Genomic DNA, 14,898 nt, shown 5'->3' with positions numbered 1-14,898 from the left:
CTATGAGGTTTATCATTTAATTCCAATATTTTTTACATTTTTTATAAATTGGCTCAGTTTGGTTGTAGTTATTTTTTCTTCCCCGATATAGGACGATGCAATCCCTTTAATCGCTTTACTTGCTTTTGATTGCTCATTCCATACGATAAGGGGGACTTGAGCTTTAACCGCTTTTGTTACATTACTATCATCTGGAACGTATCCCAATTCGATGATATCTTTTTTTAGAAATTGCTTGGCTACATGTTTAAAACTATTCAATGTTCTTGAGCCCTCTTTTTCTGTTTCAGCTCGGTTCACAATCACATATAATGGTTTTTCGTGATCTTGTAAATAAATGAATTTCAACATCGAGTATGCATCGGTCATCGCTGGCGGCTCCGGCGTTGTCAGAATAAAGACTTCATGGGCAGCAAGAATAAACTCAAGGCTTTCTTTCGTAGCCCCTGCACTCATATCTAAAAAAATGTAATCATAATGTTTCTCGATTAGTTCCATTTGGGAGAAAAAACGATTCATTTTCTCATCATTGAAGGTTGCAAGTGTTGAAAAACCAGCTCCCCCTCCAATATAGGATATACCATGGGGACTTTCCTCCACAATATCCCAAATGGATAATTGAGGGTCAAACAAATCCATTAAATGATAGCGAGGGGTTACACCCATTAAAACATCAACATTACCCATTCCGATATCTAAATCAATAATAGCTACTCTGTTGCCAAGATTAGCGAAACTAATGGATAAATTAAGACAAATATTTGATTTCCCCACTCCGCCTTTTCCACTAACAATTGCAATAACTTTTGATTGTTTCTGGTTGCTACTTTCAATTAATTTCCGTAAATTTTCAGCTTGATCACTCACCACTTTTCACCTCAAGCACTTGGTCAAGCAAATAAGGAATGGATGCTTGGACAATATCATCTGGGACATTTTGTCCTGTCGTCACATACGCAATGCCTTTCTTTAGCTCCAATGGTATATTTAACATTGCTCCGTTCGTACTCGTCTCATCCTGTTTCGTTAAAATAACTTGGTGAATCGGGATTAAATCGAATTGATTAATAATGTTTTTCATATCTTCAAACTTAGAAGTTAAGGAAAGGATTAAATACGTACTCGCATCATGTTCAAAGTCAATGATCTTGGAAAGTTCCTCAACATAAAGTTTATTGCGAAAGTTCCTTCCAGCTGAATCCACTAAAATCAAATCATAATTCTTAAATTGCTGAATAGCTTTTCTAAAATCCTCAATTGTATAAACTACCTCTAAAGGAATTTTTAAAATTTTTGCATACGTTCGCAGTTGTTCCACAGCAGCAATTCTGTACGTATCCGTTGTAATTAGCGCAACCTTCTTTTGCTTTTTCAAAACACAGTGAGCAGATAATTTCGCAATGGTTGTTGTTTTCCCAACCCCTGTCGGTCCAACGATGTTTACTACCTTTTTATCAAAAGAAAGACCTCCCATATCAAATTGAGTCAATAAACGTTGCAAATGATGATATAGGTCTTGAGTGACAGCAGCTTCAGTACGTTCCTCTAAAGAGCGTTTATTCCATTTCTTCATTAAATCGGTCATCACTTGTAAGCGAATGGCATCGGTAACCCCTTGAGCTTTAAGTCGGTTATCCATTTTTTGAAATGGCTCTGGGTATTCTTCTTTGCTTTTACCTTGTGAAGTGATTCCTTGAACAAGTTCTTTTAACTGATTTATTTCTTGCAGCAATTGTTGTTGTGAAGGTTCTTCTATTTTTGTTTGACTTTTTGGTGATGGAATTGCTCGTTCATAGACACTTTCTCTATCAATATTAGTCTGCTTTCGAATTGGTCTCGGTTGTTTAGTAACAGGTGGACTTATTGCTGCAATGACTTCAATTTGTTTTTTTGTAAAGAAGCCTAAAAAGCCACCTGTTTCAATTTGTTTTGAATTTAAGATCACCGCATCGTTGCCTAGTTGTGCACGAATTTCCTTCATCGCTTCATGCATCGTATTAGCTGTAAACTTTTTCACTTTCATGCTATATGTTCACCACCCCTACACTCTGCACTTCTACATCAGCTTCAAGTTCATTGTAAGATAAGATCGGAACTTGTGGTAAATACCTTTCTAACAATTGTCTTACATACATTCGGACAGCCGGGGAACAAAGGATAACGGCTTGTTGTCCCATTTGGCTAAGTCGTTCTGTTTCTTGAGCCGTTGCTTCTAGAATCGCTTGAGAATCATTTGGATCCATAGAAATAAAATTACCATGCTCCGTTTGTTGCACAGAATCAGCTACCTTCTTTTCCACTTGTCCACTCAATGTAATCACATAAAGTGGCTCACCTGGAATGGTCATCTGTTTAGAAATTTGACGTGATAGGGATTGTCTGACATATTCGGTTACTAAATCCATATCTTTCGTCATATGTCCATAATCAGCTAATGTTTCAAAGATAATGGGCAGGTTACGAATAGACACGTTCTCTTTCAAAAGATTCGTTAATACTTTTTGGATTTCTCCTGTAGATAATGTATTAGGTGTTACTTCTTCTACAAGAGCAGGATATGTTTCTTTTAGATGATCCACTAACTGTTTCGTTTCTTGACGTCCTAATAATTCGTGGGCGTGGCGCTTAATCACTTCTGTTAAGTGAGTGGACACAACAGATGGTGGATCAACAACTGTATAACCTGATAATTCAGCTTGCTCTTTCATCTCTTCCCCAATCCAGAGAGCTGGTAATCCAAATGCCGGTTCAACTGTCTCTACCCCAATAATGCTTTCATCTTCAAATCCAGGACTCATTGCCATATAATGGTCAAGCAATAAATCGCCTTTGGCAATCTCATTGCCTTTAATTTTAATCGTATACTCATTCGGTTGTAGTTGAATATTATCTCGAATTCTAATTACAGGAACAATCATTCCTAATTCAAGTGCCATTTGTCTTCTAATCATAACAACCCGATCTAATAAATCCCCACCTTGATTGGCATCAGCTAGCGGAATAAGACCATAGCCAAATTCAAATTCAATTGGATCAATTTGCAATAAATTGACAACACTTTCTGGGGACTTCATATCATCCGCTTCCACTTCATCCTCTACTTGCTCCTCTTCCGTTTTAACTATTTGCTCATTCTTAGAAAGGAAAAAGCCTCCTAGTCCTAAAAGGATAGCAATCGGAAACGTGAATACAGGACTAATAGGCGTAATTACACCTAATAGAAAAATTGTTCCTCCAGCAATATAAAGCATTTTAGGGTATGCGAAAATCTGTTTTGTTATATCGTGACCTAAATTTCCTTCTGAAGCAGCACGTGTAACAACAATACCCGTAGCTGTCGAAATGAGTAAGGCTGGAATTTGACTGACAAGGCCGTCTCCAACCGTTAAAAGTGTGTACGTTGATGCTGATGTCGATAGGTCCATTCCCATTTGAGTCATACCTATAATTAGACCAAATAATAAATTAATAATAACGATGACAATACCCGCAATGGCATCCCCTTTTACGAACTTACTAGCACCATCCATCGAACCGTAGAAGTCAGCTTCTCTTTCTATTTTTTCTCTTCGTTGTTTTGCCTCAATATCTGAAATCATGCCTGCATTTAGGTCTGCATCAATACTCATTTGTTTCCCTGGCATAGCGTCTAACGTGAAACGTGCCCCAACTTCTGAAACACGTTCAGCACCCTTTGTAATAACGAGGAACTGAATAATAATTAAAATTAAAAACACAACGAAACCAACTAACGCATTTCCACCTACCACAAAATTACCAAACGTATCAATTACATTTCCTGCATTCGCTTCTCCAAGGATCGAACGAGTTGTCGATACATTTAACCCTAACCGAAACAACGTAACAAGTAAGAGCAATGTAGGAAAGATGGAGAATTGCAGTGGTTCTTGCGTATTCATTGCAACAAGGATAATAATGAGGGCAAGAGAAATATTAATAATGATTAGAAAATCTAACATCGCCGTAGGCAACGGGATGATAAGCATGATGACAATTAAAATAACCCCTAATAATACAGATAAATCTCTTGCAGCCAAAAAACTTCTCCCCTAACTGAATCAATATTTACTAATTTATTTGTTTATTTTTTAGACGATAGACATAGGCAAGTATTTCAGCGACTGCCTTAAACAAATCTTCTGGTACTTGATCACCAATATCAGCCTGATGATACAAAGCTCTTGCTAATGGCTTATTTTCAACCGTAACAACTTCATGGTCAGCAGCAATTCCTTTAATTTTCTGAGCTACAAAATCAACACCTTTTGCAACTACAAATGGTGCATCTGCTTTTTCTTCATCATATCGCAATGCAACAGCAAAATGTGTAGGATTGGTTATGACTACATCTGCTTTTGGTACCTCTTGCATCATTCTTTGCATGGCCATTTCCATTTGTTTCTGCTTACGTTTTGATTTAATTCGAGGATCCCCTTCCATGTTTTTATGTTCATCTTTAATGTCTTTCTTTGACATCTTCATTTGCTTTTCGTGGTCATATTTTTGATATAGATAATCAGGAATAGATAAAATTAATAAAATAATCGCAACAGCTATTCCTAATAGAGCGGTCAATTGCGCAATCATAGCAAAGCCTTCCGAAACACTCTTCTGCGATAACAACATCACATCTTCTAAACTCATCCATATGATGACAAATACGACTAGGCCTGCTAACGATATTTTCAATAAGGATTTCAGAAGCTCCACAATAGCTCGAACGGAAAAAATTCGTTTTGCCCCTTTTATAGGATCAAGCTTCGACAGCTTCATCTTAACAGCCTCTGGAGCAAATAACACCCCAACCTGAATGTAGCTTGCTGCCACCCCAGCGATTAATGCAATAACCATAATGGGCAAAAGTACAAGCGCTGCTTCCATTACCAATTCATAAAACAGGGTTGAAACCGTAGCTTCTGTCATATCCATTAAAAGGTACGTTTGGAATGTATGTTTTAATAAATTGAATAAGGTTTCTCCGAGCAATCCACCGAACATCCATAAAAATAAGAAAACCAATAACAAAATAATGGCCGTATTCACGTCCGTACTTTTGGCTACTTGTCCCTTTTTTCGTGTGTCCTGTCGTTTTTTCGGGGTTGCTTTTTCTGTTTTTTCTTCAGCAAAATATTGTAGGTTTAAACGCCACTTGAAATTTTGCATTTTATGCCCCCCCGAGTAATTGTAATAACGTTCGCATCGTGACAATCAATTGATCAAACAAACGTTGAACGACCATAAAGAACACTCCCATGAAAACTGTTAACAATAACAACCCAACAATAATTTTTAAAGGCATTCCGACAACAAACACATTCATTTGGGGAACCGCTCTTGAGACCATCCCTAACCCAACATCAACTAAAAATAGGGAACCGACGATCGGGAAAGCCATTTGAAAGGCAATAATAAACATTGCATTAAACGTAGTTGTTACAAATTGAATTATATTTTCTTGACCAAAAGGGAGAAAAACTTGATCCATTGGAACAAACTGATAACTATAAAAAATTCCATCTAATAATAAATGATGACCGTTGACTAACAACAAAAACAGCAGAGCGAATGTGTATAGATAACTACCAGTCAGTGGCGTTTGCGCTCCCGTTTGAGGATCAACGACATTTGCAATCATAAACCCCATACTATAATCGATAAATCCACCAGCTACTTGAATCGCATATAATAAAATAGTCGCAATAAGCCCTACAAATAACCCTACTAATACTTCTTTAATCAAAAGAAAATAGTACATTGAATCAAACGCAATGACAGGAGATTCTAATGTAAATACCATTGTCCATGCTAGGAAAAGAGACAATCCGATCTTCATTGTATTTGGAATCGACCTATGTGAATAAATGGGCAACACGGCTAAGAAAGCAAGAACTCTCATAAAAACGAGTAAAAAGGCAGGTAAAACATTAATAAAAATCAATCATTATCCAACAAACCTATGAAGATTGCTAAAAATTTGGTACGTGAAATTCGTAACATTAGATAACATCCAAGGACCGAATATAATTAGTGCCGCAAAAACACCGACAATTTTCGGTATAAAGGCAAGAGTTTGCTCTTGAATTTGTGTTGTAGCCTGAAAAATACTTACAAATAAACCTAGGCCGAGTGCAACGAGTAAAAGCGGACCCGCCACTAGGAGGACGGTCCATACTCCATTTTCTGCCATACTGATAACAAATTCGGGACTCATTTACCCCACCACCTTATTGAAAGCTAAGTAACAACGATTGAACAATTAAATACCAACCGTCGACTAAAACAAATAACAGTATTTTAAAAGGCAAGGCAATCATTACAGGCGGTAGCATCATCATTCCCATTGACATCAAGACACTTGCTACAATCATGTCAATGACTAAAAATGGAATGAAGATTAAAAAGCCTATTTGAAAGGCTGTTTTTAACTCACTAATTGCAAAAGCAGGAACTAAAGCAGTCAGAGGAATATCGTCGAGCGTTTCCGGTCGATCTAAACCAGCATAACCCATAAAAAGAGCTAAATCTTTTTCCCGCGTATGGTTTGCCATAAATTCTTTTAATGGAATAGAAGCTAAATATAAAGCTTCTTCTTGATCAATTTCTCCCTCAAAAAAAGGAGTAAGCGCCGTTTCATTCACTTCGGCAAAAATGGGTGCCATAATAAAAAATGTAAGAAAAAGTGCTATACCAATTAGAACTTGATTGGGTGGCATAGATTGAGTGGCCAACCCTTGGCGTACAAATGAAAGAACAATAACAATTCTCGTAAAACTTGTCATTAAGATTAGAATAGAAGGTGCTAATGACAGGACCGTTAAAACAAGAAGCAGTTGAATGGTTGTGGCCACATTGGCTGGCTCGTCCGAAATAAAATCAAGATCGAGTCCAGGTACTGTCGTGACTGCTGAAAGAAGGAACGAATCTAGCATTACTTATCACGCTCCTTTACGACATCACGCAATTGCTTCTGTGATTTTGAAACTTCTTTCAAGTTATTTTCTAATAGACTTTTAAATCGTTCATCATTCAGTGATTTGGATCCTTTGTTCATTTGTTCACTTGAGTTACGATTCACTTTATTTTGAATCCAATTGGAGAACTTTTGGATCGGTTGATCAAACTGCTCCAATTGTTCTTGTTGATGAGTCATAATCGCTCTCACTTCATCTTTGTCTTCTATTTCTTTTAGTAACTGAATCGAATCACCAACACCAACAACCAACACCCGATCTCCAATTTTAACCAATTGAACAGATTTATTTGCGCCAACTGGAACTCCCCCTATATTTTCAAGGAGTTTAGATGAATGAAACGACTGCGACCGTTTACTAATAAAACGTAAAAGAAAATAAATAAGTACGATGACCAATGCAAGTGCACTAATCATCTGAGCAAAAATGAGAAACGTATTTTGCTCAGGAATTATTTCCTCCATTGAACCCTCTTCTGTTTCAGGTACAGGTGCAGAAGGACTCATTTCATCTTCTACTGGTTCCTCCGTAGATGGATTTAACGTTTCTGATACTCTACGATTCTCATCATTTGGTGTGTTCGCTTGTGCCAAAGGTGGTAATCCAACAAAAGTAAAAAGGAAAATGAGAGCTACGATAAACACTTTATTGCTCATTATTTTCGTTACGCCCCCCCCGTTATGGAACATTCTAGCCAAGTGCTTTTTGAATAGCTTCTACTACTCGATCGGCTTGAAATGGTTTTACGATGAAGTCTTTTGCTCCAGCTTGAATGGCATCAATAACCATCGCTTGCTGTCCCATCGCAGAACACATTATAATTTTAGCACTCGGGTCAATGGCTTTGATTTCCTTTAAAGCTGTGATACCATCCATTTCCGGCATTGTAATGTCCATTGTGACAAGATCTGGTGACAATTCCTTAAACTTTTCTACCGCTTCGGCCCCATCATTGGCCTCACCTACTACATCAAAACCATTTTTTGATAATATATCCTTAATCATCATGCGCATAAAAGCCGCATCATCAACTATTAACACTCTCGCTGACATGTCATTCACCTTTTCTTATTTTAAATTTCGTATACGATCTTCTTGACTAACGATATCTGTCACCCTTACACCAAAATTCTCATCGATGACAACGACTTCTCCTTTTGCTATTAGCTTTTGGTTAACCAATATATCAACTGGTTCTCCGGCTAACTTATCAAGTTCAATGATCGATCCTTGTGTGAATTCAAGTATTTCCTTTATGGAACGCTTTGTTCTTCCCAACTCAACTGTAACTGAAAGAGGAATGTCTAATAGCATATTCAAATTATTTGATTCTGTTTGCGATAGCTTCGGCGGTGCAAATGTGGAAAATGCTGCTGGTTGAACATCCACTTCCCTTTGTTGAAAACTACCTAAATGCTGCTGACCTCTCTCTTCGTAAGTAGGTTGTGGTTGTGCCTGATGAGTAGTTGGCTCAACTTCTTTCCTTTGCATCGGCTGTGAAGGTTGTGAAACACCTGGATTTTCCTTTTCCTCTTTGTTCGGCTCCACTGGCTTTTCTGATTGAGCTTGCTGTGGTGTTTCTTCAGACTGCCCTGGATTCATTAACTCTTCCACCAAATTTTTAGCAAATGGTACTGTGACCAATTGCATAATATTTGAATCAATCAATTCGCCTACTTTTAGCCTAAAAGATGTTTTTACAAGAATGTCATCTTCAGGAACTTGGGACGTACCTTTGTCTTTTCTCACATCCATTAAATCAATACCTGGAGGAGAAATATCTACTCTCTTATTAAAGATCGTCGACATCGATGTGGATGCAGATCCCATCATTTGATTCATAGCTTCTTGGACGGCACTTACATGCATCTCACTAAGTTCAGACGAAGCTCTGTCCCATCGCCACCAAGCATTAAATCAGCTATGATCGCAGCATCTCTTGTTTGAATCACTAATAAGTTAATACCTTGAAACCCTTCTGTATATTCAACATGAACTGCTACATGTGGTTGCGGGAATTCCTGTTCAAGTTCTCTCCTTTGAATCATCGAAAGTTGTGGTGTCGTTATGTCGACCTTCTGATTCAATAGGGTTGACAATGCAGTTGCTGCACTACCAAATGATATATTGCCAATTTCTCCAAGCGCATCCTTTTCAATATCTGATAGATAATCAGCTAACTGTAAGGGTTCTGTTTCCTTTGGTTGTTCATCACTTTGTTCGTCTGTGTCTCCACTTACACCTTTTAACAGTTCGTTTATTTCATCTTGGGAAAGCATATCATCATTCATTTTCCTCTGCCTCCTCAATAATTCCTGTCACTTGGACAGCAATCTTATTCTTTGACTTTCCTGGTTGAGCATGATATTTTCTTTCGCCACCAACGGTTACAATTAGTGGTTGATTGATAAGTTGATTTAATTCAATAACATCTCCTTGATCGAGATGCAAAAACTCCTGAATGGAAATTTCTGAACGGCCAAGCTCTGCTTGAATGAGCAAAGGAGCTTTTTGTATGTTCATTTCAATGCTCTCTATTTCGCCAGGTTCTCTTTGCTTTTTCTTTTCTTGCATCCAATAATGAACCGAAAGCTTCGGCAATACTTCTTCCAATACAACATGTGGCAAACAAATATTAATCATTCCAGACGTTTCGGCAATTGTAGTAGAAAGTGAAATGACGACAACCGTTTCATTTGGAGAAACCATTTGAAGAAACTGCGGATTAACCTCAATCTCCTCCATGACTGGATCAAGCTCGATAACAGAGCTCCATGCTTCTTGAAAACTATCTAACGTGCGCTGAAAAAGCTGCGACATGATTCTTGTCTCAATTTCAGTTAGATTTTCCACTTTGTTCACACTTACCCCTCTACCACCTAATAGCCGGTCTAACATCGCATACGCAATGTTTGGGTTAATTTCCATAAGCAGTCTTCCATCTAAAGGATACGGTTCAAAAACATTTAAGATCGTCATTTTTGGTATGGACCGAATAAACTCCTCGTAAGGAAGTTGATCAACTGATGCGACTGAAATTTGAACATGTGTACGCAATTGTGCTGAAAAGTAGGTTGTTAATAATCTAGCGAAATTTTCATGAATTCGTGACAGACTTCGAATTTGATCTTTCGAAAAACGTAACGCTCTCTTGAAATCATAAACTTTTACTTTTGATTCTTTTTCTTCTTTTTTTAATTCATCAGCATTCATTTCTCCAGTTGAAAGTGCTGATAACAGGGCATCAATCTCTCCCTGTGACAAAACGTCAGCCAAGATCCTCACCTCTTTATGTTGGGTAACAAAATGTTACTGGATTACCCAAGCAGTTGTATAAACTTGAATAACTTCCCCCTCTTGCATTAACTCATTAATTTGGTTGCGAATGTCATCCTCGAACGCCTCAATTCCTTCAGGACCAGCTAAATCTGAAGCCCTTTTGCCAGATAAGGCTCGTAAAATAATATTCTTCACTTGAAAATCGCGTTTTTGAACTTCCGTTAATGCACCTTTGCTATCAACGTGTATTCGGAAAGAGGCTCGAACAAAGTCATTAGAAAGGAGGTTTGTTGTAATTTCAGCTGTATCAAATGACTGGGCAATGATTTCGTCAATCGTAGGTTCAGCATCAGGGTCAGGTTCATTCATATATTGATTAACAAGCACAAATGCAACTACGCCAACTAGCGTAAGTGCTACTAAAATGATTAGCATGATGTTTACAAGCTTATTTTTAAACAATCATGACCCCTCCACATCTTTATAAATTCCAATTAAACCAATTTGATTAAACCGAACATTAATCAATTTTTGTACTTCTTCTATACTATTTTTTACCACTATTTTCTTTCCGCTTAACAGCGTAATAGTCGTATCAGGGAACGCTTCTACTTGTTCAATTAACAATGCATTTAATAAAAATGGTTTACCATTTAACCGAATTAATTCAATCATAAATAAATGAACGGGCTAGACTTAGCCTAGCCCTATCCTCCTAGAGTTGTATTGACAGTCTAAATTAACGTTTTAAATTTACTAACTCTTGTAAAATCTCATCTGATGTTGTGATAATACGAGTGTTTGCTTGGAATGCACGTTGCGCTACGATCATTTCAGTAAATTCTTCGGACAAATCAACGTTAGACATTTCTAGTGTTCCAGCAACTAAAGTGCCTGTACCGTTCTCTCCTGGGATCGAAGGGGCACCTGGTTCTCCTGAGTTGACAGTAACTTGGTAAAGATTATTCCCAGCTTTTTGTAATCCTTCTGGGTTCGGAAAAAATGCTAGGGAAATTGTTCCTACAGTTTCTAAGTTACCTTCAGCATCAATGACGTTAACATTACCAGTTTGACTTATACTAAAGCTTTGTGAAGTTGGTGGGATATTAATAACTCCTCCATCCATTCCTAGCAAGTACTGTCCGTCTGAGTTAACAATATCCCCAGCTTGGTCTAAATAAAAATTTCCTGCTCTACTGTAAAAAGTATTCTCTTGATCACCTAATCTAAAATAACCATCGCCGGAAATCCCTAAATCCAACTCGCGATTTGTATTTTGTAAACTTCCTTGCGTATGAATCGTATCAATCGATGCTAATTGTGACCCTAATCCAATTTGTCTTGGATTTGTACCACCAAGATTTCCTCCAGGACCAGATGCACCAGCGATTTGCTGGCTGACCATATCTTTAAATGTGGTTCTTCCCTTTTTATATCCAAATGTATTAACATTGGCAATATTATTTCCAATCGTATCCAATTTAGTTTGCATGTTTCTCATACCTGAAATACCAGAATACATTGATCGTAACATAACAATTTTCCTCCTCTTTATGACTGCTTCAATCGGTCCACAGTCATAAACCTCCCTTTATGGGTCCAGTTTTTTTATTATAATTAATCTATTAAAATCGTTCCATTAATGTTGGTGAAAATTTGGGACTGTGCTTCTTCCCTGTTTAAAACTGTTATAACTGTTTCATTTTTTGCACTAACGACTAATGCTGCATCATTCGTTATCACAATCGAGTCTGTAACCCCTTTTTGCTGGGCTTCCTTCACTTTTTGTTCAATCGTTAACCATTTGTCTGATGAAAACTCAATTCCTCTAGACGTCATCCGCTCTTGCGCATGTTTACTCACTTTTAAATTTGGAGAATCTGCCAGTTGTGTTTGTAGCAACGAATGAAAGTTATTTGTCTGAGGTTTATTGATCGGTTTTCTCGTTGGCTTTGGAAGTGTATGGAATGACTGAGCAATAATTCTAGGATCCATTTATCTTCACATCCTTATAAACGCCATTTTTCTTATTCTGCCTCTTTTGCTTTACTTATTTGAACAATCTGCTCATTACTAATCCAACGACCATCATCTAGTTGAACACGTATGGTTCCATTATTTTCAAGCTTTACAGATTTCACAACATTCTCAACTAGTTCTGTTCTGGTACGATACTGATCAACTTGAACTTCTCGCTTCCATTCGATTTGCTTTCCAATTAGTTCACTATGTTGGACAAGACTTTGACTAGATTGTAATTGAACAAACTTTTGCACTGCTTGATTCATATTTGTCATTTGTTCGAGTGATGAAAATTGAGCCATTTGCGCAATAAATTCACGATCATCCATTGGATTTGCAGGGTCTTGATTTTGAAGTTGTGTAATTAAAATCTTCAAAAAATCATCTTTGCCGAGAATTCCTTGGTTGTTTTGTTGTACTTGCTTTTGCTGATTGTTTAACATTAAATTTTCTTGAATTGTTGTCATCCGATCACCTATACTTGTTCATTTATGGTTGCATCTTGCAAGAAGTCTTCAAATAATACTTGATTGTTGCGATCACGTTTTCCTTGTTGCTCCTCTTTAGGTTGTTGGTCTTTAGAAGAACCTTTATCTTTACTATTCTGTTCATCTAATTGTTGATCTTCTAAGACGACAATTCGATCAATTTGCATCTGTTGTTGTGTGAACGTTTGTCGCAAGTGATGAATGTTCGCATCGATTATCTCTCTACTTGCTGAATTCGCTGCAATGATTTTAGCTGTAATTAGGCCTTCTTGTTGACTTATTTGAATACTCAAACGACCTAAGTGTTCAGGGTGCAACTTAATTGACAACGTATGAATCCCTTGTGGTGTTTGTGTAAAGGTACCACGTTTGACAATGTTAACTAGTTGCTTAATAAATTGTTGTTGCTGCATTTGTTTTGGAAGTCTATCACCTATATAAAGTTGATACACTCCATTTCTTGACCCTTTGTCTTCAATGCTTTGATTCAAACGGACCTCATCCAAAAGACTGCTTTGCTTAGGAGCATTCTCTTCGTCGGTTTCCAAAGTGTTTGAAAAACCCACTACTGTCTGGCTTTTCTCGTCACTACTCTTTTCACGGAATAATGCCACGATTTCATTCAAATCAACTTGGTCGACGTTCGAAAAAGAGTTAAGCACCTGCCCCAACTTTCTTACAGTCACTTTATCTATATTAGCGGTTTGAACAATATCATTACGAACAGTACTGGCTATTTTCGAAAGGTTTTGTCTTATAAACTCTTGGCCATCATTGTTTGATTGATTGAATAGAAGTGCCAAAAATACAAGTTGCTCCTCCATAGGCCACTTAGATAGCTCTAATCCCAGTTTCCCCTGTGCTTCACTTAGAAACGGTGTAACTTTTTCGAGCATTGTCTCTGGTAACGAGTCTAGAAATCGTTGATCCAATATAGCTTCATTGGATATGTGACCTCTGCTTAACACTTCAGAAGTAAGGTTCGCAATGTCTTTCATAATTAATAACGCTTTGTCAGCTAGTGAATTAAATGGTGACATAGACGACTGTTGCATTGTACGAAAGTTTAGATTTTCTGAGGGACTACGTTTAATTTCATTCGTAAGTAGACGAGAATCGGGTTCCCTGACCACTTCTCCCATATCTCTCTTCGTATTAGAGACATGCAACAATGACTGAGAGACGGTCTCTGTTCCTTCTCCTTCAGTAAACCAATTATTCACTTTCGTTACATGGTCCCCTTCCCTTCTTAAGAAAGGCCGAGATTCAGTTTCTTTAACCAGCATGGACATTTTATTGGCATCTTCAAAGCTACGATTCGGCGAATAAAGAGTTCTCCCTTTTTCATTAGATAGTTGATTACCCTCAATCATTCCCTTACTTTCTGGTTCAGGAAGGGAAGGACTATTCACCATTTTCTGGCCGTTACCTACATTTAATTTTCCATCTTGCTGAACTAGCATCAAGTTAGGACCTGAATAAAATGGAGTTACTCCATAAGTAGAAGTTAAAGTTCTAGTCTCTTTGTTCTCCTCAGATCCTAGAAATGCATTAACTACTTCTAACTCATCCTTTAATAAAGATCGTTTCTCTTGAATTTCTATCGAGTTCACATCATCTTTTAGATTGTTTTTAATAAAAGGTACGGAACTAAGTGACAGTTGTTTTTGTCCCTGGTCTAAATCAGTAATAAGTTTTGATGGAACAAGTCCTTTAATAGCATCTTTCACTTCTTCATTCCCTACATAATAGGAGGTGGCTATAAATGAGAGTTGTTTCCCTTCCGGCCACTCAGATCTAATGTGTTGTAAATGATCTTCACTACTTACTGACCAACTACTTAAAAAATCTTCAATCCATAACTCCGGTATTAAGTCAGATAGATCTTCATCTACCGTAACGCCGATTTCAGTAATACGCGATAATGTTCTAAGTAAGAAATCTTCTTCCTCTGCCTGGTGATCTTTAGCCTTTTCGTCAATGGTTTCAACAAGACGTGCGAGTAAATTGGAAAAACCTTGATTCGAGTCAGGCGTTTTGACCGCAGAAGCAGCAGTGGTGACAGATAATGCATTTACAAGATTCGTTACTAAGGCTGCATTCATTTTTTCACCTCC

General features: G+C 37.5%; 16 protein-coding genes and 1 pseudogene. All 17 read right to left on the bottom strand.

Annotated elements, in window-relative coordinates; genetic code table 11:
• Positions 1–12: 12 nt before the first annotated feature.
• Complete coding sequence (locus JCM9140_RS00835) at positions 13–867, bottom strand: MinD/ParA family protein (protein ID WP_034740996.1); 855 nt, start codon at positions 865–867, stop codon at positions 13–15.
• Positions 860–2,023, bottom strand: a complete 1,164-nt coding sequence (gene flhF, locus JCM9140_RS00830) for a flagellar biosynthesis GTPase FlhF (protein WP_034740993.1) — start codon at positions 2,021–2,023, stop codon at positions 860–862. The genes JCM9140_RS00835 and flhF overlap by 8 nt, the downstream gene beginning before the upstream one ends.
• A 1-nt stretch (position 2,024) precedes the next feature.
• Complete coding sequence (flhA, locus tag JCM9140_RS00825) at positions 2,025–4,058, bottom strand: flagellar biosynthesis protein FlhA (RefSeq protein WP_034740990.1); 2,034 nt, start codon at positions 4,056–4,058, stop codon at positions 2,025–2,027.
• Between the two features lie 31 nt (positions 4,059–4,089).
• Positions 4,090–5,184, bottom strand: coding sequence for a flagellar biosynthesis protein FlhB (gene flhB, locus JCM9140_RS00820; RefSeq protein ID WP_034740987.1), 1,095 nt, complete (start codon positions 5,182–5,184; stop codon positions 4,090–4,092).
• Position 5,185: 1 nt separating this feature from the next.
• Positions 5,186–5,959 carry a flagellar biosynthetic protein FliR gene (gene fliR, locus JCM9140_RS00815; RefSeq protein WP_034740985.1) on the bottom strand — a complete coding sequence of 258 codons (774 nt, stop codon included), beginning with the start codon at positions 5,957–5,959 and terminating at the stop codon, positions 5,186–5,188.
• A 3-nt stretch (positions 5,960–5,962) separates the two neighbouring features.
• Positions 5,963–6,232: a flagellar biosynthesis protein FliQ gene (gene fliQ / locus JCM9140_RS00810; protein ID WP_034740983.1), complete on the bottom strand. Its 270-nt coding sequence runs from the start codon at positions 6,230–6,232 to the stop codon at positions 5,963–5,965.
• 13 nt (positions 6,233–6,245) lie between these two features.
• The gene (fliP, locus tag JCM9140_RS00805; RefSeq protein ID WP_034740981.1) at positions 6,246–6,950 is read right to left on the bottom strand and encodes a flagellar type III secretion system pore protein FliP; all 705 of its coding nucleotides are present in this window, start codon (positions 6,948–6,950) and stop codon (positions 6,246–6,248) included.
• The gene (gene fliO / locus JCM9140_RS22205) at positions 6,950–7,648 is read right to left on the bottom strand and encodes a flagellar biosynthetic protein FliO (protein WP_052001975.1); all 699 of its coding nucleotides are present in this window, start codon (positions 7,646–7,648) and stop codon (positions 6,950–6,952) included. Before fliO ends, fliP begins: the two co-directional genes overlap by 1 nt.
• A 34-nt stretch (positions 7,649–7,682) precedes the next feature.
• Positions 7,683–8,045 (bottom strand): response regulator, encoded by a 363-nt coding sequence (locus tag JCM9140_RS00795; protein ID WP_034740978.1) that lies wholly within the window; start codon positions 8,043–8,045, stop codon positions 7,683–7,685.
• A gap of 15 nt (positions 8,046–8,060) precedes the next feature.
• A pseudogene (gene fliY / locus JCM9140_RS00790) lies at positions 8,061–9,283 on the bottom strand (flagellar motor switch phosphatase FliY).
• The gene (fliM, locus tag JCM9140_RS00785; RefSeq protein ID WP_034740975.1) at positions 9,276–10,268 is read right to left on the bottom strand and encodes a flagellar motor switch protein FliM; all 993 of its coding nucleotides are present in this window, start codon (positions 10,266–10,268) and stop codon (positions 9,276–9,278) included. Before fliM ends, fliY begins: the two are co-directional and overlap by 8 nt.
• 33 nt (positions 10,269–10,301) lie before the next feature.
• A complete protein-coding gene (gene fliL / locus JCM9140_RS00780; RefSeq protein ID WP_034740973.1) occupies positions 10,302–10,733 on the bottom strand; it encodes a flagellar basal body-associated protein FliL in 432 nt (143 codons plus the stop codon).
• A complete protein-coding gene (locus JCM9140_RS00775) occupies positions 10,734–10,946 on the bottom strand; it encodes a flagellar FlbD family protein (RefSeq protein WP_034740970.1) in 213 nt (70 codons plus the stop codon). It abuts the gene before it with no gap.
• Between the two features lie 64 nt (positions 10,947–11,010).
• A complete protein-coding gene (gene flgG / locus JCM9140_RS00770; protein ID WP_034740968.1) occupies positions 11,011–11,805 on the bottom strand; it encodes a flagellar basal body rod protein FlgG in 795 nt (264 codons plus the stop codon).
• Positions 11,806–11,888: 83 nt separating this feature from the next.
• Positions 11,889–12,266 (bottom strand): TIGR02530 family flagellar biosynthesis protein, encoded by a 378-nt coding sequence (locus tag JCM9140_RS00765; protein WP_034740965.1) that lies wholly within the window; start codon positions 12,264–12,266, stop codon positions 11,889–11,891.
• A gap of 32 nt (positions 12,267–12,298) precedes the next feature.
• Complete coding sequence (flgD, locus tag JCM9140_RS00760) at positions 12,299–12,760, bottom strand: flagellar hook assembly protein FlgD (RefSeq protein WP_034740962.1); 462 nt, start codon at positions 12,758–12,760, stop codon at positions 12,299–12,301.
• Positions 12,761–12,768: 8 nt separating this feature from the next.
• The gene (locus JCM9140_RS00755) at positions 12,769–14,886 is read right to left on the bottom strand and encodes a flagellar hook-length control protein FliK (RefSeq protein WP_034740957.1); all 2,118 of its coding nucleotides are present in this window, start codon (positions 14,884–14,886) and stop codon (positions 12,769–12,771) included.
• Between the last annotated feature and the right edge of the window lie 12 nt (positions 14,887–14,898).

Source organism: Halalkalibacter wakoensis JCM 9140 (assembly GCF_000513095.1).
Classification (GTDB): Bacteria; Bacillota; Bacilli; order Bacillales; family Bacillaceae_D; genus Halalkalibacter; species Halalkalibacter wakoensis.
Note: the sequence above shows the minus strand (reverse complement) of the source record. Positions and strands in the feature narration are given on the sequence as shown.